This is a genomic window from Microcystis wesenbergii FACHB-1317, assembly GCF_014696875.1.
Taxonomy (GTDB): domain Bacteria; phylum Cyanobacteriota; class Cyanobacteriia; order Cyanobacteriales; family Microcystaceae; genus Microcystis; species Microcystis wesenbergii_A.
Genome location: NZ_JACJQV010000233.1, coordinates 1 through 23,515, shown reverse-complemented (window position 1 = coordinate 23,515; position 23,515 = coordinate 1). Strand labels below are relative to the sequence as shown.

General features: G+C 45.1%; 18 protein-coding genes and 1 pseudogene. 11 read left to right on the top strand and 8 right to left on the bottom strand.

The features are described from left to right. Positions 1–16 precede the first annotated feature (16 nt). The 4 genes from H6F92_RS24370 (at position 17) to H6F92_RS24355 (ending at position 7,198) form a co-directional block, all read left to right on the top strand. The gene (locus H6F92_RS24370) at positions 17–3,004 is read left to right on the top strand and encodes a DUF1156 domain-containing protein (RefSeq protein ID WP_190359816.1); all 2,988 of its coding nucleotides are present in this window, start codon (positions 17–19) and stop codon (positions 3,002–3,004) included. 76 nt (positions 3,005–3,080) lie between these two features. Then, the gene (locus H6F92_RS24365) at positions 3,081–3,290 is read left to right on the top strand and encodes a hypothetical protein (protein ID WP_002754183.1); all 210 of its coding nucleotides are present in this window, start codon (positions 3,081–3,083) and stop codon (positions 3,288–3,290) included. Next, positions 3,287–3,700 carry a type II toxin-antitoxin system VapC family toxin gene (locus H6F92_RS24360; protein ID WP_103113078.1) on the top strand — a complete coding sequence of 138 codons (414 nt, stop codon included), beginning with the start codon at positions 3,287–3,289 and terminating at the stop codon, positions 3,698–3,700. The genes H6F92_RS24365 and H6F92_RS24360 overlap by 4 nt, the downstream gene beginning before the upstream one ends. 144 nt (positions 3,701–3,844) lie before the next feature. Continuing rightward, positions 3,845–7,198 (top strand): Swt1 family HEPN domain-containing protein, encoded by a 3,354-nt coding sequence (locus H6F92_RS24355; RefSeq protein WP_190359815.1) that lies wholly within the window; start codon positions 3,845–3,847, stop codon positions 7,196–7,198. Between the two features lie 454 nt (positions 7,199–7,652). On the opposite strand, the gene H6F92_RS24350 is transcribed toward H6F92_RS24355, so the two are convergent. After that, on the bottom strand, positions 7,653–8,219 hold the full coding sequence (locus tag H6F92_RS24350; protein ID WP_190359814.1) for a hypothetical protein: 567 nt from the start codon (positions 8,217–8,219) through the stop codon (positions 7,653–7,655). 427 nt (positions 8,220–8,646) lie between these two features. After that, positions 8,647–10,251, bottom strand: a complete 1,605-nt coding sequence (locus tag H6F92_RS24345) for a hypothetical protein (RefSeq protein ID WP_190359813.1) — start codon at positions 10,249–10,251, stop codon at positions 8,647–8,649. 466 nt (positions 10,252–10,717) lie between these two features. On the opposite strand from H6F92_RS24345, the gene psaA reads away from it, so the two are divergent. The 3 genes from psaA to H6F92_RS24330 all read left to right on the top strand — a co-directional run bounded on the left by psaA (position 10,718) and on the right by H6F92_RS24330 (position 15,905). Further along, the gene (psaA, locus tag H6F92_RS24340) at positions 10,718–12,967 is read left to right on the top strand and encodes a photosystem I core protein PsaA (protein WP_002734764.1); all 2,250 of its coding nucleotides are present in this window, start codon (positions 10,718–10,720) and stop codon (positions 12,965–12,967) included. A 178-nt stretch (positions 12,968–13,145) separates the two neighbouring features. Continuing rightward, positions 13,146–15,359 carry a photosystem I core protein PsaB gene (gene psaB, locus H6F92_RS24335; protein WP_002785240.1) on the top strand — a complete coding sequence of 738 codons (2,214 nt, stop codon included), beginning with the start codon at positions 13,146–13,148 and terminating at the stop codon, positions 15,357–15,359. A gap of 54 nt (positions 15,360–15,413) precedes the next feature. Beyond that, the gene (locus H6F92_RS24330; RefSeq protein ID WP_190359812.1) at positions 15,414–15,905 is read left to right on the top strand and encodes a DUF29 domain-containing protein; all 492 of its coding nucleotides are present in this window, start codon (positions 15,414–15,416) and stop codon (positions 15,903–15,905) included. Between the two features lie 39 nt (positions 15,906–15,944). Here H6F92_RS24330 and H6F92_RS26360 read toward each other — a convergent pair. The 4 genes and pseudogenes from H6F92_RS26360 to H6F92_RS26355 form a co-directional block, all read right to left on the bottom strand. Beyond that, a pseudogene (locus H6F92_RS26360) lies at positions 15,945–16,178 on the bottom strand (type II toxin-antitoxin system RelE/ParE family toxin). Positions 16,179–16,236: 58 nt separating this feature from the next. Next, complete coding sequence (locus tag H6F92_RS24325; RefSeq protein WP_004162513.1) at positions 16,237–16,737, bottom strand: cysteine--tRNA ligase; 501 nt, start codon at positions 16,735–16,737, stop codon at positions 16,237–16,239. After that, positions 16,734–17,792, bottom strand: a complete 1,059-nt coding sequence (locus H6F92_RS24320; protein ID WP_004162512.1) for an AAA family ATPase — start codon at positions 17,790–17,792, stop codon at positions 16,734–16,736. Before H6F92_RS24320 ends, H6F92_RS24325 begins: the two co-directional genes overlap by 4 nt. A 408-nt stretch (positions 17,793–18,200) precedes the next feature. After that, on the bottom strand, positions 18,201–19,343 hold the full coding sequence (locus H6F92_RS26355) for a PEP-CTERM sorting domain-containing protein (RefSeq protein WP_242030257.1): 1,143 nt from the start codon (positions 19,341–19,343) through the stop codon (positions 18,201–18,203). Positions 19,344–19,560: 217 nt separating this feature from the next. On the opposite strand from H6F92_RS26355, the gene H6F92_RS24310 reads away from it, so the two are divergent. From H6F92_RS24310 to H6F92_RS24295, 4 genes are all read left to right on the top strand, one after another. Continuing rightward, positions 19,561–20,061 carry a helix-turn-helix domain-containing protein gene (locus tag H6F92_RS24310; RefSeq protein ID WP_190359811.1) on the top strand — a complete coding sequence of 167 codons (501 nt, stop codon included), beginning with the start codon at positions 19,561–19,563 and terminating at the stop codon, positions 20,059–20,061. 136 nt (positions 20,062–20,197) lie between these two features. Beyond that, positions 20,198–20,488, top strand: coding sequence for a nucleotidyltransferase family protein (locus H6F92_RS24305; RefSeq protein ID WP_002757283.1), 291 nt, complete (start codon positions 20,198–20,200; stop codon positions 20,486–20,488). Beyond that, positions 20,478–20,828, top strand: coding sequence for a HepT-like ribonuclease domain-containing protein (locus H6F92_RS24300; protein ID WP_002757284.1), 351 nt, complete (start codon positions 20,478–20,480; stop codon positions 20,826–20,828). The genes H6F92_RS24305 and H6F92_RS24300 overlap by 11 nt, the downstream gene beginning before the upstream one ends. A gap of 234 nt (positions 20,829–21,062) precedes the next feature. After that, positions 21,063–21,563 (top strand): helix-turn-helix domain-containing protein, encoded by a 501-nt coding sequence (locus H6F92_RS24295; protein WP_190359810.1) that lies wholly within the window; start codon positions 21,063–21,065, stop codon positions 21,561–21,563. Between the two features lie 399 nt (positions 21,564–21,962). Here H6F92_RS24295 and H6F92_RS24290 read toward each other — a convergent pair whose 3' ends face one another. Both H6F92_RS24290 and H6F92_RS24285 read right to left on the bottom strand, forming a co-directional pair. Next, on the bottom strand, positions 21,963–22,430 hold the full coding sequence (locus H6F92_RS24290) for a hypothetical protein (protein WP_190359809.1): 468 nt from the start codon (positions 22,428–22,430) through the stop codon (positions 21,963–21,965). After that, on the bottom strand, positions 22,430–23,515 hold a 1,086-nt coding region (locus H6F92_RS24285), incomplete at its 5' end, for an AAA family ATPase (protein WP_190359808.1). The genes H6F92_RS24290 and H6F92_RS24285, both read right to left, overlap by 1 nt.

The window sequence follows — 23,515 nt, the reverse complement described above, 5'->3', positions numbered from 1 at the left end:
GGTTCTTTTATCTCCCATGACCTACCGTAAAAAACTCATTGAAGTGGCCCTCCCCCTAGAAGCCATTAACGTCGAATCAGCGCGGGAAAAGTCGATTCGCCATGGTCATCCCTCTACTCTACATCTTTGGTGGGCCAGGCGACCTTTAGCGGCTTGTCGGGCGGTTTTATGGGCTTCTTTGGTGGATGATCCTTCCAGTTGGCCAGAGAAATTTCCCACGGAAGAAGCACAGAATCAGGAACGGCAGCGATTGTTTGATATTTTGGGTAGGATTGACCTTGAAAAGGACAAAAAAGGCAACATTAAGCAGGTGGTTAGAGGTTTGGTATCTTGGGATGAGATTAACCAGCCTAACTCAGCAGTATTGCTAGAAGCACAGCGAGAAATTGCGCGCTGTTTAGCTTGGGAACGTGGGGAAGAACCTCCCACTAAACCTGATGCTATACGCGATTATATCGCTAAATATGCCCCCCCTGCTTATGACCCGTTTTGTGGTGGTGGTTCCATTCCTTTGGAAGCACAGCGCTTGGGGTTGCAGGCCCACGGTAGTGACCTCAATCCGGTGGCGGTGTTGATTACTAAGGCTTTGATCGAGATTCCGCCCAAGTTTAAGGATAAACCGCCGGTTAATCCCGATTCTCGCCAAAAACAAAAGATTTCTTCCTGGGAAGGGGCCCAGGGATTGGCCGCAGATGTGCGCTATTACGGTCAGTGGATGCGGGATGAGGCTTTTAAAAGGATTGGCTATCTTTATCCGATGGTGGAAACCAACCACAAAGGCACAAAGGACACTAAGGTGATTGCTTGGCTTTGGGCCAGGACGGTGAAGTGTCCTAATCCGGCCTGTGGCTGTCAGATGCCTCTGGTTCGCAGTTTTCAGCTTTCGACGAAGAAGGGTAAGGAGGCTTGGGTTGAGCCTTTTGTGGGGGATTTTAACCACAGAGGCACTGAGGGGGATTTTAACCACAAAGGCACAGAGGACACAAAGGGGGATGATTTTGGTGTCTCTGGGGTGCCACCCAAAATCCGCTTTGAGGTGAAGACGGGTAAGGGTACGGCCCCAGATGGGACGGTAAACCGCAAGGGTGCAGTTTGTATCGCTTGTAATACTCCTGTTCTCTTGGATCATATCCGTAGGGAAGGTAAGGCAGGCCGGATGGATGCTCAGTTAATGGCTATTGTCGCTGAAGGACAAGGGGGAAGGGTTTATCTTTCTCCTGATGAGGAACAGGAATATATCGCTAAAAAAGCACAGCCTGAATGGAAACCAGAAAGTGAATTGGTATTTAATTCTCGTCATGTTACTCCAGTAATTTATGGCATGACCAAACACGCCGATTTATTCACTCCCCGTCAACTCGTCGCCCTCACTACTTTTAGCGATTTAGTAAGTGAAGCCAGAGAAAAGATTAAAGCTGATGCAGTGGCCGCAGGAATCCCCGATGATGATTTACCTCTTAATGATGGGGGAATAGGTGCGACGGCTTATGCGGATGCGGTGGCGACTTATTTGGCTTTTGGAGTGGATAAACTTGCAGATCGCAATTCTACTATTGCTACTTGGGCCAATAACCGTGAACACGCAAGAAACACCTTTACTAGGCAAGCCATTTCGATGACCTGGGATTTTGCAGAAAGCAATCCATTTTCTGAATCTAGTGGCAATTTTTTCGGCGGTATTGAAACTATTTATCACATTTTAGATTCTAACAACTGTTTGAATGCTAGTGGAGAAGTATTGCAAATTGACGCTGCTCAATTGGAACCTGATGCGTCCTTCCTCTTTTCGACAGATCCTCCCTACTATGATGCTGTACCATACTCTGATTTGTCCGACTTTCTCTATGTTTGGTTGCGAAGTACCTTAGTGTATCTGTATCCAAAACTCTTATCTACCGTACTTGTTCCTAAAAAATCGGAATTGGTAGCTGATCCCTATCGGCATGGTGGTAAAGAAAGGGCAAAATTATTTTTTGAACAAGGATTAGGTGCAACGTTCAACAAGCTATATAGGTCATCTGATCCAGCCTATCCTTTGACGGTTTATTACGCTTTTAAACAGGCAGAAAGTAAAGAAGATAGCGACGACCAAGAAGAACAGCAGCTTGGTCTAGCTTCAACAGGCTGGGAAACCATGTTAGAAGGCTTAATGCAGTCCAATTTCATGATCGATGGCACATGGCCAATACGGACAGAGCTTGCAAGAAGGATGCGTGGACAAAACAGCAACGCCCTCGCCTCATCTATAGTTCTCGTGTGTCGCCCGCGCCCCGCCGACGCGCCCAAAGCCAGCCGCCGCCAATTCCTCAACGAACTGAAGCGCGACCTTCCCCAAGCCCTAAAACTGCTGCAACAGGGCAATATTGCCCCGGTTGACCTCGCCCAAGCCAGTATTGGGCCCGGGATGGCAATCTACTCCAAATACGCCGCTATCCTCGAATCTAACGGCACTTCTATGGGTGTTCGTACCGCCCTGCAACTGATTAACCAGATTCTCGACGAATTTCTCACCGAACAAGAAGGAGAATTTGATAGTGATACCCGTTGGGCGCTGACTTGGTTCGAGCAGTACCAATTCAACGAAGGACTATATGGCAATGCAGAAACCCTCTCCAAAGCCAAAAACACCAGTATTCAGGGCATGGTTGAAGCTGGCATACTAGAAGCAAAAGCCGGTAAAGTGCGACTACTCAAGCGTGAAGATCTCAAAACCGATTGGAAGCCAGAAAAAGATGAGCGGACACCCGTCTGGGAAATCACCCAACACCTCATCCATACCCTCGATAAAAACGGCGAAACCGGAGCCGCAGAACTCTTGGCTAAATTAGGAAACAAAGCCGATTTAGCCAAAGAACTCGCCTATAGACTTTATAGCCTCTGTGACAGAAAAGGTTGGACCCAAGAAGCCATAGCTTACAATAGCCTCGTCACCTCTTGGCCAGAAATCACCCGCCTAGCCAACGAATATAAACCCTCTCCCGAACAACTATCCTTTTCTTTGTGACCTTTGTGCCTTTGTGGTGAATTTAAACCACAGAAACACAGAGAACACAGAGTTTTAAAATCAAGTAGTAACCCCCATGAAACTAACCATTGAAGTTCCCGATAACTTAGCAAAACGTCTCAATAACTACTTAAAAGAGCATCCCGAAGAAACCCCGTTAAGTGTAGTTCAAGAAGCCCTAGAAATCAAACTAATTCCCAAAGATACCTCTAGACTTCTAGAACTAGCGGGAATTGTCGAGAATGCCCCACCAGATGCCTCCGTTAACGAAGATTATTTGACATGAGACGATTAGTCCTTGATGCTGGGCCACTTATTGCCCTGTTATCGAGCCAAGATAATTACCACAAGGAAGCGATAAAGGGGTTTGCACAACTACCGCAGGAATTTGGCGAAGTTTTAACCCCTTTACCCATCTTGTTCGAGGTTTATAAATTCGTAGCTAGGGAACAATGTCCACAAGTAGCGCAAAAGGCATTAACTATAATTAAAGAAGAGACCACAATCGTGCCGCTTGAAATGGAAACCATGCAGACTACATTTGATTTAGTCATACAAATGACCAATTGGCAGGGTAGTCTAGAAGATGCTTCAGTGGTAGTCATTGCTCAAAAATTTAACGCCCTAATCTGGACTCTCGATTACAGAGACTTAACTTGGTTTAAAAACATTGAGCTATGGACACCATCTACCTAATCTTTTTGACCTCCGTGCCTTTGTGGTTCCCCAAACTTTGTGACCTTTGTGCCTTTGTGGTTCCCCAAACTTTGTGACCTTTGTGCCTTTGTGGTTATCTCTCCCAAATTGAGGCATTATAAAAATAACTCCTCATCAAATCCCATGGCAATCAGCAATCGTGAACGAGTCGGACGCGCCCTAGATTTCCTCAGAGAGGGACTATACCCCTTCATTGAACGAGAAATGAAAGCAAGCTACGGCCAGAAGTGGGTGGCCGTGGCCTTAAGTTGCCTCCCTGAGAGCTACACGATCCGCAGGACAGGTGATGCCGTCCTCAAGGAAGACGTTTCGGCCCTGCTAATTGTCCTCTGGGAGCAGTGGAATGAAGTTTTTAAGAAAACCCTAGGCAGAAGCGATCGCTCTCTGGCCAGTGAACTAAGAGATGTCCGCAACGCCTGGGCCCATAACGATGCTTTCAGCCTCGACGATGCTTACCGGGCTTTTGATAGCATCTCTCGCCTACTGAGTTCGGTTTCCGCCGACACCCAAGAGGTGGAGAAGCAGAAGCAAGAAATCCTCAGACTTCGCTTTGAAGAACAGGCCCGGCGAGAGACAAGGCGCCAAGCGATCGCACCTACGGAAGGACAACCGATGTCGGGATTGAAACCCTGGCGGGAAATCGCCACCCCCCACCCCGATGTGGCTTCTGGACGCTTCCAACAGGCCGAATTTGCCGCCGACCTCTGGCAAGTCTATCTCGATGAAGGCTCTGACGAATACCGCGACCCGACGGAATTTTTCCGCCGCACCTACCTCACCGAAGGACTCAAGCAACTCCTCACCAATGCCCTGCTGCGTCTGAGTGGTAATGGCGGAGAGCCGGTGATTGAACTGCAAACTAACTTCGGTGGCGGAAAAACCCACGCCATGCTGGCCCTCTACCATCTGTGCAATGCTTTGGCGATCGAAGATCTTCCCGGTATGGAGTCGATCTTCCAAGCTCTGAACATTAAAAAACCCCCCGAAAATGTCAACATTGCTGTTCTGGTCGGCACTAAAGTCCAGCCTAGTGGCATCCCCCCCTATAAACCGGAACACAACAAGCAAAATCGCCCAGAAATCAAGACCCTGTGGGGAGAAATAGCTTGGCAACTCGGCGGCGCTGAGGGCTACGCTCTGGTTCGCAACGCCGATGAAACTTCCACTAATCCGGGAGACGCACTCAAAATATTGTTTAATCGTTTTTCACCCTGTTTGATCTTGATCGACGAATGGGTTGCCTATGCCAGGCAATTGCACGACAAGAACGATATTCTCGGCGGTAGTTTTGACACCCAGTTTACATTTGCCCAAACCCTGAGCGAGTCGGCGAAAAATGCCCAGCAGACGCTTTTGGCTGTGAGCATCCCCTCCTCTGACATCGAAATTGGCGGGGAGAGAGGCACAGAGGCTCTAGACCGCCTTAAAAATGCGATCGGGCGCATCCAATCCCCTTGGCGACCCGCTAGTGCCGAGGAGAGTTTCGAGATCGTCCGCCGCCGTCTCTTTCAAACCACTACTGACCCGGAACTATATACCGCACGGGATGCGGTGATTAAAGCCTTCTCGGAGATGTATCGCACCCAGGGCCAGGAGTTTCCTAGCGAATGCCTGGAGGCTGACTACAGGCGCCGCCTGCGGGAAGCCTATCCCATTCACCCGGAATTTTTCGATCGCCTCTACTCCGACTGGTCAACCCTCGATAAATTCCAACGCACCAGGGGCGTTTTGCGACTCATGGCCAAGGTCATCCATTCTCTTTGGGAGCGGGACGATAAGAGCCTTCTGATCATGCCGGCCCACGTCCCGATGGATGATGCTCAGGTTCAATCGGAGTTAACCCGCTACTTAGATGATAATTGGGTTCCGATCATCGAAAAGGATGTGGATGGCCCCAATTCTCTGCCCCTCGACATCGATCGCCAAAATTCCAACCTGGGACGCTATTCTGCTTGCCGTCGGGTTACGCGCACTATTTACCTTGGCTCGGCCCCCACGATTCGGGCTGCTAACCGAGGACTAGAAGATAAGAGGATCAAACTCGGTTGCGTGCAGCCGGGGGAGACTGTAGCCACTTTTGGTGATGCCCTACGGCGGCTAACAGATCGGGCCACCTACCTCTACATCGATGGCAACCGCTACTGGATTTCCAATCAGCCGAACGTCACCCGCACCGCCCAAGATCGGGCAAACCTGCTCTTTGAGGAGCGGTATAAAGTGACAGAAGAAATCGTCCGGCGCTTGAAGGCCGACCAGCAGCGGGGCGAGTTTGGAGGGATTCATATTGCCCCAGAATCTACTGCTGATATTCCCGATGATCCTCATCTGGGGGTGCGGCTTGTAGTTCTCGGTCCTGGGCAACCCCACAGCAAATCCGCCGAAGATAGCCCCGCTCGGCGTTTAGTGGCGGAAATTCTCAATCAGAGAGGGGGTAGCCCCCGCTATTACAAGAATACGCTTGTATTTGTTGCCGCTGACAAGTCGAACTTGGAAAACTTAGAGAAGAACGTCGCCGGATATCTTGCCTGGAATTCGATTGTGGCGGATCGGGAAACCCTCAATCTCGATGTTTCTCAGAATAAACAGGCGATCACTAAGCGCGATCAAGCCGACAAGGAGGTAAGCCTGATCCTCAACCAAACCTATAAGTGGCTGCTGGTTCCAGAGCAACCCGACCCCCAGAAAGGCATCCACTGGACTGAAACCCCTCTTCAGGGGGATGATTCCCCTATCGATCGAGCCAGCCGCAAACTGGTTCATCAGGGGCAACTGATTACCCATTACTCTGGTGACAACCTGCGGATGGACGCCCTCGACAAATACCTGTGGCGTTCAACTAACCACATCGATCTGAAACGTCTGTGGGAGTACCTAGCGCAGTATCTTTACTTGCCCCGTCTCAAGAACCAGGATGTTCTACTTCAAACTGTGCGGGAGGGGGTTCGTTCTACGCTTGTACAGGAGAACTTCGGTTATGCAGAGGGCTGGGACGAGGCGAAGCAAAGATATACTGGTCTTGTCATCCTTCGGGATATTAACCCGAGTATCAGCAGTCACAGCCTTCTGGTTAAGCCTGATGTAGCCATGGGGCAGCTAGAGGCCGAGAAACCAGCTAATCCCCCGACCACTGCCGAGACTGATCCCGTTATCTCTAGTGACCGCGATCGTCCGCCATCTTTACCCTCTGGTGTTGGATTAACTGTGACAGAGACTCCCGGTGATCTGGTTGAGAAAAAGCTGGTTCTGCGGAGGTTTTACGGCAGTGTTGAGATCGATCCCCTGCGGATCAATCGAGACGCTCCAGCGATCGCCAATGAGATCATCCAGCATCTCACCCGACTCAGTGGGGCCAGGGTTAAGGTAACACTGGAGATTGAAGCCGAAATTCCCGATGGTGCGCCCGATGATGTGGTGCGGACGGTGACGGAGAATTGTCGGACTTTGAAATTTAATAATCAGTCTTTTGAACTGGAGTGAATATCGGGAAATTTCCCTATCTGGATTCGGTCATGGCTCTCTTATTCTTTGTGTGATCAGTTTAACTTACTATAGAAGCGATCAATCTTTGTGTCCTCTGTGTCTGGAGTGGTTCCTTCCACTCCCTCGCCAGTAGGACTGTATCTTAGAATACATTTTACCCACCAAACCTAAGAGAGCAATAATAATCCCCCTTTTATCTGAAAAAGAGGGATTTATTTAGTCCAAATTGGTTAGATTGTGAGGAAAGTTTTCACCCTTCTAAGTCTCAAGACAAGAGATTTGGCTCTTCTAGGTTCTGTGTGATAAGTTTAACTTACATAGGATCGATTAATCTTTGTGTCCTTTGTGTCTTTGTGGTTCGTTCCACCCCCTCGCTAGGAGGAATGTATCTTAGAATACACTTTACCCACCAAATCCAAGAGAGCCGAGATTTTCTGCTGATGTCTTCCCACTACCAAAGTCCGCGGATAGGAGATACACTAGGATCGGGAGCGGTTTGAGGAGCAACTTCCGTAAAGGTTCTGGTTTCCGGCGGTAAAGCGGGAAGTCCCCAAGCGGGTTCTTTTTGGTTAACTTCTCTTAAAAGTTGTGAGCGATTGCTGCTGGTAGCGGTTTCCGATTTTAGTTTCAAGCGGGAAACCCAATAGGGACGAGCTTTACCCACATAAATTAACTTGCCATCTACCACTTGCAATAGTACATCGTCGCCACCCGTGGCATCCCCAACAATACGAGCGGTGGTTCCGTCGGCAAAGTCGCCACTGAAAATTTCTTTGCCATCCACTGTCACAGGTCTGATCAATTGGATGGACAGAATTCCACCCACGGTTCCCCGGACGCGACCTAGTACATAGTCACCGGGGTTAAGTTGCGGCTCACCTCTGTAGGTGTTATGGCCGCGCAGTTGACTGATCAGGATTTCGTTATTTTGCGGTTCTGCTTGTGCGGGTACGGCGCCAAGGGTAGTTAGGGCAACTAAACCGGCAAAACCAGCGACAAGGGAAATTTTGTTAAACACAATTACCTCAAGCAAAAAGTTAGTAAATTACCTAGAGACGTTCTAGATTATAACCTAGTTCCTAATTTTGTCTATATTGCGAAATATTAGTTTAATAATTTCTCGATCGAGCGGTTGGGGATTTCAGTTATCAGTTATCAGTTATCAGTTATCAGTTATCAGATTGCAGTGTTGAGTAGACAGTGTTAGGGGAAAACTTCGGTGTCTTCTGGACATCAGGTGAAAAATGTTCACTGTGTTACATAATGGTTATTAATGCTAGGGACATAAGGCTTATGCCCTTTTTTCGATAAGATAAGCTGATCACCTTAACTCCAATAGAACCAAACTTGGGAACTTTCTTTTCACTGATTACTGTTTACTGTTCACTGCTCACTGAAAAATCCCCACCTCCCCACTTCCCCTGAAAACCGGATCAAGCTAGGCTTTAAGATCGATCGATATTGGTGAATAATTGAGGATCGAGGGTGGGTAGTTCGATATCTTTTTCTGCTGGGGGAGAGGCTAACTGGAAGCGATTGAAGGTTTGTTGAATGCGATCAAAAATGGTGATTTTTTGCTCGCTATTGTTCTGGGGTTCGGGAATAGGTTCCATTTCTACCGGAGGCTGAACCCCAGGGGCCGGTTCGTTAATCTCTTTTGTCTCCGGTATGGTGGTTAGGGGAGATTCGATCGCTTCGGGGGTTTCCTCGACCTTTTCGATTGTTTCTGTCTCTACTGGTTTTTCTTCCACTATTGGGCTTTCTGGCTCAATAACAGGGTTTTCCTCAACTATTGGGCTTTCTGGCTCAATAACAGGGCTTTCTGGCTCAATAACAGGGCTTTCTGGCTCAATAACAGGGGTTTCCTCAACTATTGGGGTTTCTGGCTCAATAACAGGAGTTTCCTCCTCAACTATAGGGGTTTCCTCAACTATAGGGGTTTCCTCAACTATAGGGGTTTCTGGCTCAATAACGGGGGTTTCTTCCTCAACTATGGGAGTTTTTTCCTCCTCAATAACAGGGGTTTCTGGCTCAATAACGGGGGTTTCTTCCTCTAGACTAGGAATAGTTTGATAGTTGGGATCAACGATGCTACGGGCAATTATAGGGGATAAATCGCTGCGGACTAATTGACTGAGGCCGTCTTGGTAAGAGGGATCAAAGCTAATCACGCGCACGCTGGTATTAAACTCGTTTTCGATTTTATTTCCCTTACCATCGATGAATTCTAGTTGTACCCAGTTATTGCCCTTGGCAAAACCCTTGAGATAGATTGGTTCCCAAGTATCAAGCAGAAAACTTTCACCGTTAACAGTGACACGAATGCGCCAATCTTGAAGATTATTATCCTCGTTGGCAGTATTGGACAGACGTAGAGGAGCATTACTCAGATAAAAATCGAGCAGGATCGGTTCTGCACCGTAGATTCCTTGCGGACTACTGTAGGTTAATAGGGGTAAGTTGTTATCAGGGGCATTTTTGCCTGTTTTTGTCAGAATATGAAAGGTCGTTTCAGCGAAGGCCCCATCATTTTTAAAACTTTCCTGCCAAGGCCGCAGGGCCAAGACGCGGAGGGTGTGAGTACCGGGGGCAAGATTTTCTAGGATAATCGGTTGCTTGAGGTCGTAGATAGCCGCTGCTGGTTCATTATCGACAATTAGGCTCAAGTGGGGTCCTAATTTCAGGGTGTCGTCTTGGAAAATTGGCAGATCGGACACTTGTAGTTTAACTGTCACCTGAGGGTCATCGAAAACTTGTTCGGCCAGAGGACTGAGAATCGTTACTTGGGGAGCGTAACGATCTAAACTGGGGCGCAGTTCCTGAATTAGGGCCGGGGGGGCAACCTCAGAAATGCGGCCTTGGACGACGGGAAGATTAGAGGTTTCCGAAGTGGGGAGATTGGTAGCCGTCAAGCGATCGCCACAGGCGGTTAACAGGATGGTCAGTAAACCGATCACAAGGCATATATGAACGGTTTTGACTGGGATTAATTTATGTAGTAGGGATAGCACGTTCCTCCTAGAGCCAAGGCCAAAATCTATAGAAACCATTGATTTTGCTAGAGTCATTGAATGCTCCGGTGTCAGCAAAAGCGCGAGAAGATCAGGTCATGGCCTCAATTTTACAGAATTGTTTGATTGTTTTTTGAGAATCTATCTATTGAATTTTCTATATGGTCTGGTGGGGGAGAAAAGGGGGAAATCGGCTTCTGGAGGGACAATTGATAAACTTTTGTAAAGAAAAATCACCGGTCTGACCCTGACTAAGACCGTCCATAGCAGAAAATGTCTCTCCTATCAAGGATTGAGAGAATTTTAATTATTGTTAAGCACAACGAACAGAGGAGAGAACAAAGACTTATCATCTACTATTGATGCTTTCGACTGGAATCTCACCCAAGAGGAAAGTCAAGCGACATTAACAAAAGGTGGGTCAGATTTCAACTTGCCTTTTTTAGGTTAAAAAATCTATCCTCAAATAAAACGCTAAGTCTATTGTCGAGAGAGGAGAATCCTCATGGCACTCCCCCCCAAAGAGGCGGTAGCTAAAGTGATTGTAGATAAAGACCCAGTACCTACTTCCTTTGAGAAGTGGGGTCAACCGGGGCATTTTGATCGCACTTTAGCCAAAGGACCCAAAACCACTACCTGGATTTGGAACCTACACGCCAACGTCCACGATTTTGATAGTCAAACCAGCGATCTGGAAGATATTTCCAGGAAAATCTTCAGCGCCCACTTCGGACATCTCGCCGTTGTCTTCGTTTGGCTAAGTGGAATGTACTTCCACGGCGCGAAATTTTCTAACTATGAAGCTTGGTTAACCAACCCGCTCGCCATCAAACCCAGCGCCCAAGTGGTCTGGCCGATCGTCGGTCAAGGCATCCTCAACGGCGATGTGGGCGGTGGTTTCCACGGTATTCAGATCACCTCTGGTCTGTTCTACCTCTGGCGCGCTTCCGGGTTCACCAACAGCTATCAGCTATACTGCACCGCTATCGGTGGTTTAGTGATGGCGGGCCTGATGCTGTTTGCCGGTTGGTTCCATTACCACAAAAGCGCACCGAAACTGGAATGGTTCCAAAACGTGGAATCGATGATGAACCACCACTTGGCGGGTTTACTCGGCTTAGGTTCCCTAGGTTGGGCCGGTCATCAGATTCACGTTTCTTTACCGGTGAACAAACTCCTCGATGCGGGAGTCGCTCCCCAAGATATCCCCTTGCCCCACGAGTTCATTCTCGAACCGAGCAAGATGGCGGATTTATATCCCAGTTTCGCCCAGGGTTTGACCCCGTTCTTTACCCTTAACTGGGGTGCTTACTCGGATTTCCTCACCTTCAAAGGTGGCTTGAACCCCGTGACCGGTGGTCTCTGGCTTTCCGATACCGCTCACCATCACTTGGCGATCGCTGTATTATTCATCATTGCTGGTCATATGTACCGTACCAACTGGGGTATCGGTCACAGCATGAAGGAAATCCTTGAAAACCACAAAGGTCCGTTCACCGGTCAAGGTCACAAAGGACTGTACGAAATCCTGACCACCTCTTGGCACGCTCAGTTAGCGATTAACCTTGCTCTCTTAGGTTCGCTAACCATCATCGTGGCCCACCATATGTACGCCATGCCGCCCTATCCCTATCAGGCGACTGACTACGCCACCCAACTATCCTTGTTCACTCACCACACTTGGATCGGTGGCTTCTTAATCGTCGGTGCGGGAGCGCACGGAGCGATCTTCATGGTGCGGGACTACGATCCAGCCAAAAACGTCGATAACCTGCTCGATCGGGTGATCCGTCATCGCGACGCAATTATCTCCCACCTGAACTGGGTATGTATTTTCCTCGGCTTCCATAGCTTCGGTTTATACATTCACAACGACACCATGCGGGCTTTTGGTCGTCCCCAAGATATGTTCTCGGATACGGGAATTCAACTACAACCCATCTTTGCCCAATGGGTACAAAGTCTCCACACCCTAGCCCCCGGCAACACCGCTCCTAACGCTCTCACTACCGCTAGTTATGCTTTCGGTGGCGACGTGGTAGCAGTGGGTGGCAAAGTGGCCATGATGCCGATCACTCTCGGTACTGCCGATTTCCTCGTGCATCACATCCACGCCTTCACCATCCATGTCACCGTGTTGATTCTCCTCAAAGGGGTTCTCTACGCTCGCGGTTCCCGTCTGATTCCCGATAAAGCGAATCTCGGTTTCCGTTTCCCCTGCGATGGTCCCGGTCGCGGCGGTACCTGCCAAGTTTCCGGTTGGGATCACGTCTTCCTCGGCCTGTTCTGGATGTACAACTCCATCTCGGTCGTAATCTTCCACTTTAGCTGGAAAATGCAGTCCGATGTCTGGGGAACCGTCGCCCCTGATGGCACTGTCACCCACGTTACCCTCGGTAACTTCGCCCAAAGTGCCATCACCATCAACGGTTGGTTACGGGATTTCCTCTGGGCGCAAGCAGCGCAAGTCATTAATTCCTATGGCTCTGCCCTGTCTGCCTATGGAATCATGTTCCTAGCCGGTCACTTCGTCTTCGCGTTTAGCTTGATGTTCCTGTTCAGTGGTCGCGGCTACTGGCAAGAATTAATCGAGTCGATCGTCTGGGCGCACAACAAGTTAAGAGTTGCCCCCGCTATCCAACCTCGCGCCCTGAGCATCATTCAAGGTCGTGCCGTTGGTGTGGCTCACTACCTCTTAGGCGGTATTGTCACCACTTGGGCATTCTTCTTGGCCAGAAGTCTCTCGATTGGCTAAACTTGCCTATAAGGGCTTGCCAGTCCCCCGGGGATTGGCAAGCCTAGGCTGAACCAGCGTCGATTGACCGATACCTCTGTAAGCGTTTCCTATTACAGTGGGTGAATTGAAAAAAGGAAATAACCAGCACTCGTGTAAGAGCCTCAGTTATTTAGAGAGGAGAATTTCCTAAACAGCTATGGCAACTAAATTCCCTAAATTTAGCCAAGATCTAGCCCAAGATCCGACCACCCGTCGGATTTGGTACGGGATCGCCACAGCCCACGATTTTGAAAGTCATGATGGCATGACGGAAGAGAATCTCTACCAAAAGATTTTCGCGTCGCACTTCGGCCACATTGCAATCATTTTCCTGTGGACTTCCGGCACTATATTCCACGTCGCTTGGCAAGGCAACTTCGAGCAGTGGATCAAAGATCCCTTAAATATCCGTCCCATCGCCCACGCGATTTGGGATCCCCAGTTCGGTAAAGGCGCTGTAGATGCCTTCACCCAAGCTGGCGCTTCTAATCCGGTTAACATCGCCTATTCCGGGGTTTACCACTGGTTCTACACCATCGGTATGACCTCCAACCAAGACCTATACCAAGGTGCGGTGTTCCTGCTGATTCTCTCGGCGATTTTCCTCTTTGCTGGCTGGTTACACTTACAACCTAAGTTCCGTCCTAGCCTCGCTTGGTTCAAAAACGCTGAATCTCGCCTGAACCACCACCTCGCCGCTCTGTTCGGTGTTAGCTCTCTGGCTTGGACCGGACACCTCGTTCACGTTGCTATCCCCGAATCCCGCGGTCAGCACGTTGGTTGGGACAACTTCCTCTCCACTCCCCCCCACCCGGCGGGTTTACTACCCTTCTTCACCGGTAACTGGAGTGTGTATGCAGAAAACCCCGATACTGCTAACCACATTTTCGGTACTGCCCAAGGCGCGGGAACTGCGATTCTCACCTTCTTAGGTGGTTTCCATCCCCAAACCGAGTCCCTCTGGTTAACCGATATGGCTCACCACCACTTGGCGATCGCTGTGATCTTCATTGTGGCTGGTCATATGTACCGCACCAACTGGGGCATCGGTCACAGCATTAAGGACATCCTCAATGCACACAGACCCCCCAGTGGTAAGTTAGGAGCCGGTCACAAAAATCTTTATGACACGGTTAACAACTCTCTCCACTTCCAACTCGGTTTGGCTCTCGCTTCTTTAGGCGTGATCACCTCTCTGGTGGCGCAGCATATGTACGCGCTACCCCCTTATGCCTTTATCGCTAAGGACTACACCACCCAAGCGGCTCTTTATACGCACCACCAATACATCGCTGGTTTCCTAGCGGTGGGTGCTTTCGCCCACGGTGCTATCTTCTTCGTGCGTGACTACGATCCCGAAGCGAACAAAGATAACGTGCTGGCGCGGATGCTGGAGCATAAAGAAGCGATCATCTCTCACCTAAGCTGGGTTTCCCTTTTCTTAGGTTTCCACACCCTCGGCCTCTACGTTCATAACGATGTGGTCGTCGCTTTCGGTACTCCCGAAAAACAAATCTTGATCGAACCTGTGTTTGCTCAATTCGTGCAAGCAGCTTCGGGTAAAACCCTGTACGGCATGAACGTACTGTTGTCTAACCCCGATAGCATCGCTTACACCGCCTATCCCAACTACGGTGATGTTTGGTTACCCGGTTGGCTAGACGCAATCAATAGCGGCACTAACTCCCTATTCTTAACCATCGGTCCTGGCGACTTCCTCGTTCACCATGCGATCGCTCTTGGTTTACACACCACCGTTCTAATCCTGGTTAAAGGTGCTTTAGACGCTCGTGGTTCCAAATTAATGCCCGATAAAAAAGACTTCGGGTATTCCTTCCCTTGCGACGGTCCGGGCCGTGGCGGTACTTGCGACATCTCTGCTTGGGATTCCTTCTACCTAGCCATGTTCTGGATGTTGAACACCTTGGGTTGGTTAACCTTCTACTGGCACTGGAAACACCTCGGTGTCTGGTCGGGTAACGTGGCTCAGTTTAACGAAAACTCCACCTACCTGATGGGCTGGTTCCGCGATTACCTCTGGGCTAACTCGGCTCAGTTAATCAACGGTTACAACCCCTACGGTGTTAATAACCTTTCTGTCTGGGCCTGGATGTTCCTCTTTGGACACCTCGTTTGGGCAACCGGTTTCATGTTCCTGATCTCTTGGCGTGGTTACTGGCAAGAGTTGATCGAAACTATCGTTTGGGCCCACGAACGCACTCCTCTGGCGAACCTCGTTCGTTGGAAAGATAAACCCGTGGCTCTCTCGATCGTTCAGGCTCGTTTGGTTGGTTTAGCTCACTTCACCGTTGGCTATATCTTCACCTACGCCGCCTTCTTGATCGCTTCCACTGCTGGCAAGTTCGGCTAAACCTTGAATTAGGTGACTAAAAAACCCCCCGCCCATTGGTGGGGGGTTTTGTTTATGATTGATCATAAAAGCGCGGCTCAATCTCAAAAATCTATGCAGTGGGAAGAATTAAAACAGCTTTATGATCAGGACTTTGTTTTGTGGATTGAGCGAACCACCGAACAAATTCGACGCGGGGAGATTAAAAATTTAGATTGGGAACATCTTTTAACGGAGATAGAAGATTTGGGGAGAGAACAAAGAAACAAAGTGGAAAGCTATCTAATTCAAACCGTTAAACATTTATTGATGTATCAGTATTGGCTGACTGAAAAAGGTAATTGTGGCAGGGGATGGGCCGATGAAATCGATAATTTCCGTCTAGAACTAGAAATTTTATTCCAGTCAAAAACCCTCTACAATTATGGAGCTTCTAGGTTAGATATAATTTATGATAAAGCCAAGCGATCGGTGATCAAAAAAACTGGTTTATCTTTGGATACGTTTCCGCAAGTTTGTCCTTATACCTTTGCAGAAATCATAGATTTTGACTTTTTACCAGTTTAGAATAGGAGAATTAAAGGCAAGAAAGAAAATTATCCTTATCTATAGCAATTCAGTATCTTGACGAAACGTAAAAATAATACGACAATCGTAAGCAACAGAAAAAGACCAATATCCTTCTAAACTTCCTGTTAACTTATGAGACTTTAAAGAAGGAAGAAAGGGATAAGCTTCTAATCAATCTAAGATACTCAATAACTTTTATTTAAGTTGAGGATTTTTCTTGATAAATTCTTTAAATGCTCTTTTAAAACTCTTGTCAGCAACTAATTTCATTTGATCTAAAATTAAGGTGGAATGAGTTATATTAATTTGCCAGTTGAGAATATGAGAATTAAATTACACTCCACGGTACACTCTGCATCCGAGTAGATTCTACTACCTTTGGATGAGGAGCGATCGGCTTAATTAATCTTCTCAGTTTTTGCTGCACATCTACAGGGTTAATGGCGCGGGGAAAAAGTCGGGAATGTGTTTCCGGTTGTTCAAGATGAAGGACAACCTGTAATTGTTTTCCCTGAAGAACTTTTCTGGCAAAATTTGCTTCGGATTTGTCAGAGGCATTAATCTTCGCTGGTAACATAGCAGCGATTGTATAGAGAACTTTTTCGGTAACTTCTTCGGCGAGATCTTGAGCTTTAGTACGACGTGACTGGCGATAATCTTTCACCTCAATTAACCAGATATCTTGTCGATAAATCGCAATCAAATCAACTCCTTTAATTCCATCTAGCATTGTAGAGAAATGGTGACGATAAAAAGCCCAATTATCGTATTTACTGACTTGCCACGAATCGGGAAAATCAAAGATTATGCCGTCCACTTTAACCCTCACCGTCTTTCTTCTCCCATACTTAAAAAGCGATCGGATTGAGCAAGCTCTTGATCAAGGGCTGTGATTTCACCGATTTCATCGCTTGTATTTCCTTGTTGAACGACTACAGCACCATCGGAGAAATGTAGGCCGAAAAAACGCGTATTCAGGGGAAAGTTATCTCGATCGCTCATTAAAATTTCCAGTTCTCGTAGTAAAAATAAACTATGGGTTGCCAGAAAGACTTGAATACCCGCATGACTAAGATTGACGATGCTCTTAGCGACTTCTCTGATCAAAATAGGGTTGAGATTCGCTTCCGGTTCATCCCAAAATAAAACACCTTTTTCCATTAACACACCAGTGGCGATTAGACGAGCTAACATCGCTAATTTACGATTTCCTTCGGCAACGAGAGGCATCTCGAATCGTCCACTTTCATTTTTTAGATAAAAACGCCCATTTTTATCTAACTCTAGCGAACCTCCCATCGCCGATTCGATCGGTTCCAATAACTTTTGAATGGGTTTTTCCTTATTGCCACGTTGCAAAGGAGCGCCGAGAAGTAAGCAAGTATCTCGCCAAGTTTCGTCAAATTCAAGATAATGACTTTCGTATAGAGATACAAAGTTTGGGAAAATTGTCAATAGCTCTCTAGTAGGAAAATAGGCAGAAGATACATCAAGCCAAGCCTCTGGAACTTCCTCTAGGGAGACTTCTGTTTTACTATTAGTTGCGAAACTGAAAGCAAAATTAAATCGACTATCTTGAAAGTGTAATTTTACGTCACATCGTTCTCGTCCTTGCTTTCTGCGGGTGAGCCTTCCTAAATAATCGGGGCGAAATACATGAATCAGTTTATCGGCTAAACGAGTTTGCAATAAAGTTTTTGTTGGCGTTCCGTTCGGAGATTTTCGCCCTTCTTCCCCACTGGTAGCGAGTGCCGAATAGAGAATCTTGAGAAGATGAGTTTTGCCTGTTCCGTTTTCCCCGACAATGACATTCAGATTTTGGGAAAATTGCAGCTGGATTTCGGGAAAAACCGTCAAATTTTTAACTGTTAAGTTATTCAGCATGAACTGTGCCTAGAAAAGAGTCGCTCACTATACTTCTTAAATGCCCCCTTTCAAGATGATAGCTTTTAGGGGGCAAAGTGCGCTAGTATAACTCCCTTAGAACTTAGACAAAAAACGGTTTTTTCAAGATACGAAAACCCTAGCGCAAGTGCATCAGCTATTTTCCATCAGCTAAATTGTCTAAGTCTCCCTAAGATTTATAGTGGGGACTTTTCAAATGCGTAGGCAAGTTGAGGACACAGCCATTCCCAAGTCCCTTTTAGGGTTTGCTGTTCCATTTTAAGACCTCATTTTAATTATCAACCATTATAGTGCAAAGCCTAAACCTAACAAATAATCCCCCTCAACTGGTCTAAAATTAAGGGGGAATGAGTTATACAAAAAAGCAATTTAACCGACGTTAGTGGGTTATTTTTCGGTTGAATGAGAGCGTTTTACTTTGCGTTTTAAGGTTGCACCTGCACCAAGTATTCCAAGACCTAACAAACCCGTTACTGTTGAAGGTTCCGGAATTTTTGACTCTGAAATAAATCCTCGAATTGTCGATCCTACAGGCATAAACGTAGCAGCAGTGTCAAATTGACCCGTTATGGGATTATAAATTGCTTTTTCAGTAATAGTACCCCCTGGCATTCCTTGTTTTGTATCGTGGGTTATACAAAGTTGCGCTCTTCCGTCAGCAAACTTGATGACACAGGTTAAAACAGCAGCATGGCCTTCACCCCAAATTTCAACATCTTCACCATGTTTTATTTCAGCAATTATCTGATCAATAATGTTTGCATCATTCATGATAAACAGACCATCACCAGGTCCAAAATATTTAGTGGTGACATAATCTTTGAGAGCATCACGTTTTTTTGACCAAGCAGGTACAGCAGTCCCATCTGGTGTAGTCATCAAAATCTGTTTAAGACCTTCAATACTTTTTAAAGTTTCAGGTATTTTGTTTTCTATATCTAGCCATTTTAGACTGTTAGAAAATGCCCCCGGCGCACATTCATTCTTCCCAACATCTTGATTAACCATTCCTGGATGATAAGCCCAGTTTACTGGCGTTCCACCTATAATTGGTTGAGGAACTGTAAGAGGAAGTGGAGCTATACCAGATAAACATCCTCCTGTTATGATATCAACATCTCCTACTGAAGATGTTAATGGTGTTCCTGAAGGTTGCATACCTAAAGGTGTGCTTGTCAAAGAGGCTATATAATCAAGAGAAGAAACATCATTACCAATTGTATTTCCTAAATCAAAATTGAAAGTTAGTGTCTGTGAAATACCAGAACCTTCTATACTTAAAAGAGGATCATCTTGAATTAGCCAATTCCCGTTTACTACAAGGTTAAAATACTGAAAATCTGAACTACCAATAAAAGATAAATCAGTTTGACCCCAATTAGAATTAGTAGTAATATCACTATCAAGATCAAAGTTGGCTTGATTAAAGGTAATACCAGTAATTTGTCCCACCGCTTTGATAGGCAAGAAAAGGGATACAGCAAAAAGACTTGATAAGTAAAGTCCTTTTTGGATTAGATTTAACAACATGATAAATACTCCTCAGCTTGTAGTAAATGATTGAACGTCCACCCAAGCTTACTAACCCTAAAATTTTCTTTCAAGGCTTTTAAAGTTATATAAAGCTATATAAAGCAGTATTAAGACAAATAACTTAAATCTAAAAATAATATTAAATTGACCGTACACCTTATAATGTCATATAATGTCAGGTAAAAGCTTATTAATCTTGATTCTGTGTTTAACAATGAACAATTTTGATATTCACTCTTTAATTACAACTGTTGATAATCTCATCTTTTCCTATACAGGAGAAAATTTAGATGATGTTCAGTCTGAAATCTTAGAAGGGGTGATTAATCACCAAAAATATACAGAAATCGCTAAAAATCATCATCGTTCCGAGAAATATGTCAAGGATGTAGCCGGTAAGCTATGGAAAACCTTATCGGAAATTTTAGGAGAAGAAGTTAATAAAGCCAATCTTAGGTCTAGTCTGCGAAGATATTATTATAATGTCTCTCATAACTTTAATGTAATAAATCCCGTACAAATTAATAAAGGTCATATCTGTAATCAACTACCAGAAAACCAATTACAAAAATTTGATCCAGAAGAAGAATATAAACTCGAAATCGCCACAGAATTGATGAAAGAAGGCTTAACCGTAGAACAAATTGCTAGAGTATTAAAACTTCCCTTAGAATTAGTTAAAGAGCAACTTGAAAAACCTAAGTCACCTAATTAATGGTGGTATTTGGCACTGGCAGAGCATTTCTAAGTTCAATAATAATTTCTATTTTAATAAACTTCATCATGAGAGCCAATATCAACGAGACAACCATTAAGGTTACAATGAAGGAATCAGATTTCAGGAAATAGCCATGAAACGAGATGAGGTACTAACAATTCTCGCAAAACACCGAGAACAATTAGAAAAACTAGGGGTAAAATCTCTGTCTCTATTTGGTTCAGTAGCAAGGGATGAAGCACGTTTTGACAGTGATGTAGATTTATTGGTAGAATTTAGTAAAGCGGTAGGGTTATTTGAGTTTATCGAGGTACGACTTTACTTAGAAGATATATTAGGATGTTCTGTTGATTTAGGTACTCAAGATTCTTTAAAAGAACATTTACGACAACCTGTATTAAAGGATGTGATTAATGCCTTTTAGAGATTGGCAACTTCGTCTTCAAGATATTATTGAATCCATTGATGAAATCTTGGAATGGACGGCTAATATGACCTTTGAAGATTTTAGCTCAAATCGAGTGACTCTTAAAGCAGTTCTTTATAATTTAGGAATTATTGGTGAGGCATCTAGAAATATTCCTAGTGAGATACAATTGCGTTATTCTCAAATTCCTTGGCGTTTAATGGGAGATATGCGAAATGTCATTTTTCATGAATATTTTCGGGTAGAATTGGCAATTGCTTGGCGGACGATTGAAAATAATCTAACTCCATTGCGTTCACAATTACAGGAAATTTTAGAAAATGAAGCCGAAAATTAATCTATAAAAATCCCCCTCAACTTATTCAATTAAGGGGGAATGAGTTATATAAAAAAGGCAATTTAACCGACGTTACTGGGTTCTTTTTCGAGGGAATGAGAGCGTTTTAAAGCTATATAAAGCAGTATTAAGACACATAACTTAAATCTAAAAATAATATTAAATTGACCGTACAACTGATAATGTCATATAATGTCAGGTAAAAGCTTATTAATCTGGATTCTGTGTTTAACAATGAACAATTTTGATATTCACTCTTTAATTACAACTGTTGATAATCTCATCTTCTCCTATACAGGAGAAAATTTAGATGATGTTCAGTCTGAAATCTTAGAAGGGGTGATTAACCACCAAAAATATACAGAAATCGCTAAAAATCATCATCGTTCCGAGAAATATGTCAAGGATGTAGCCGGTAAGCTATGGAAAACCTTATCGGAAATTTTAGGAGAAGAAGTTAATAAAGCCAATCTTAGGTCTAGTCTGCGAAGATATTATTATAATGTCTCTCATAACTTTAATGTAATAAATCCCGTACAAATTAATAAAGGTCATATCTGTAATCAACTACCAGAAAATCAATTACAAAAATCTAATCTTGCTGAAGAATCTAAACTCGAAATCGCTACAGAATTGATGAAAGAAGGCTTAACCGTCGAACAAATTGCTAGAGTGTTAAAACTTCCCTTAGAATTAGTTAAAGAGCAACTTGAAAAACCTAAGCAACCTAATTAGAAGTTAGGTTGACAGTGGTAGAGGGTGTTAAGCTATCGTTGACGCACCGCTTAATGGTTATCCTGACGAATTGTCGCGATTTAGTGGATTATGTTTTTCGGTGGATTAAGCTTCGCTAATCTCTAATTAGGGTTTGCTGAAAAAGTTTTTCGTGGGGGCAGGGTGTGGGGTGTGGGGTGTGGGGTTTTACCGATTTTGAGGTGGTCAATTACCTAATTTTCAGGGAAAAAGTCCCTGAATTTCCCCCCCGCTCACTCCCAGGTCCGGTACTTTTTGATTTCCAAAAAGGTCTAAAAGTCTTATCCAGCAAGGTTTTTAGATTTATTCAGCCAGCCCTAATTAAATCTCCACCTCTTAAACTACAAATCGACTATTAGAAGTAAATCCGTAGTCAATTACTCATAACTTCGGTGGCCGATTGTAACCTTTAAGGTGTTTGTCCAAAGACCATATATAGACGCGGCGGCCTAGATTTTGATCACAAATTCTTTGCCAATCATGAATGATAGAAAGGTCTCCCAGTCCCCTACCTTGCATCGCTTGATCAGGAAACTCTTTTAACCACCCTTGCAGGTCTTCTTGCTTTAGAAAATTAATAGGGGTGAAGGGAGATTTTCCTTCAAGAGCTTGTGTTACCTGATTTACAAATTTTTCTGCACAAATACGTCGCTGATTGCCATCTACCTTTTTGGCTTTGGCAATATGATTGCCAGTTTCCAGAATGGTCGCCATTGGCAAAAAAAGAGATTCCCCAGCTTTAATTTTCTCTTTTAACTCTTGAAGTATTAACTCAGATTGACTCGCTTTGTGGGGAACATTAAGTATCTCTAAAAAGCTCGAAGTATCGATCAGACAAATAGCTCCCATCAGGCTACTTCTCCCTGTTTTAATTGCTCTAACCAACTTAGCGCGTTTTGTTGACGTTGTTCTGCTGTGGACTTATCCTTTAAGAACTTATCTAATACTTGTTTAGTCATCAACTGACCAAGAGTTCCCTGCACAATTAATTCGGGGAAACGCTCTAAATCAGCTAATCGGACAATACGACTATCTCCTGCTTGCGGATCTCGGTAACAACAAAGTACATTTCCAATATCACTATCGGGTACTGCATCTAGTAACGCCGGGTTATGGGAGGTGATCAGTACCCTCAGTTTTCTTTCTAAGGCAATCTCCCGAATTTGCTTAACTAAATTATCTGCACGACTGGGATGAACACCATTATCGATCTCTTCAATAATTACGAAAGTTCCAGGATTTACACTTAGTAGAGTTGCAGCAATCGCTAAAACTCTCAGAGTACCATCAGACAACAAAGGAGCATCCACCTTATGTTCTTTGTTCCCAAAAGACTCTATTAGTCTCACCATAACATCGTTGCGGTCTGTAATGCTAAAGCGAATATCGGTAATATCCTGTTCTGGTAATGAACGAATGAAGTCAAGCAACTTGTTTTTTTGAGTCTCTCCCTGCTGACAAACTGCGTAAAGAACACTAGAAAGGTTAGAGCCATCTTCTTTAATATCATCATATTTAGCGTAAGCATAATCCCGCATTACTTCTGGACGAGGATCAAGAAAGACAATATTTCTCAAGGTTTCTCGAATTACTTTAGTAACTGCTGGAATAATTTTTTGTGATTGAGTATGATTTTGCTGGAACCGACTGGGAGTTTCCAATTGATAAAAAATGGCTTGTCGGTTAGAACAAGGTATATGGGGCTTATTTTTACCTGTCTTAAAATTGTTATACATCACCCTAATTTCATCGGTGTGTCGGTTAGGATCGCCATCAATTTTGTAAAGTGTGAATTCCTGATCTTTACTAGCTTTACTGACACTTTCTCCGCTGATAATAAGTTGGTCTGATAATAGCCCAATTTCAATCTCGAAATCATTCCAACCGTCAGGAGCGTTATCAATGTGTGTTCCCAAGGTAAAATACTGTTTTTC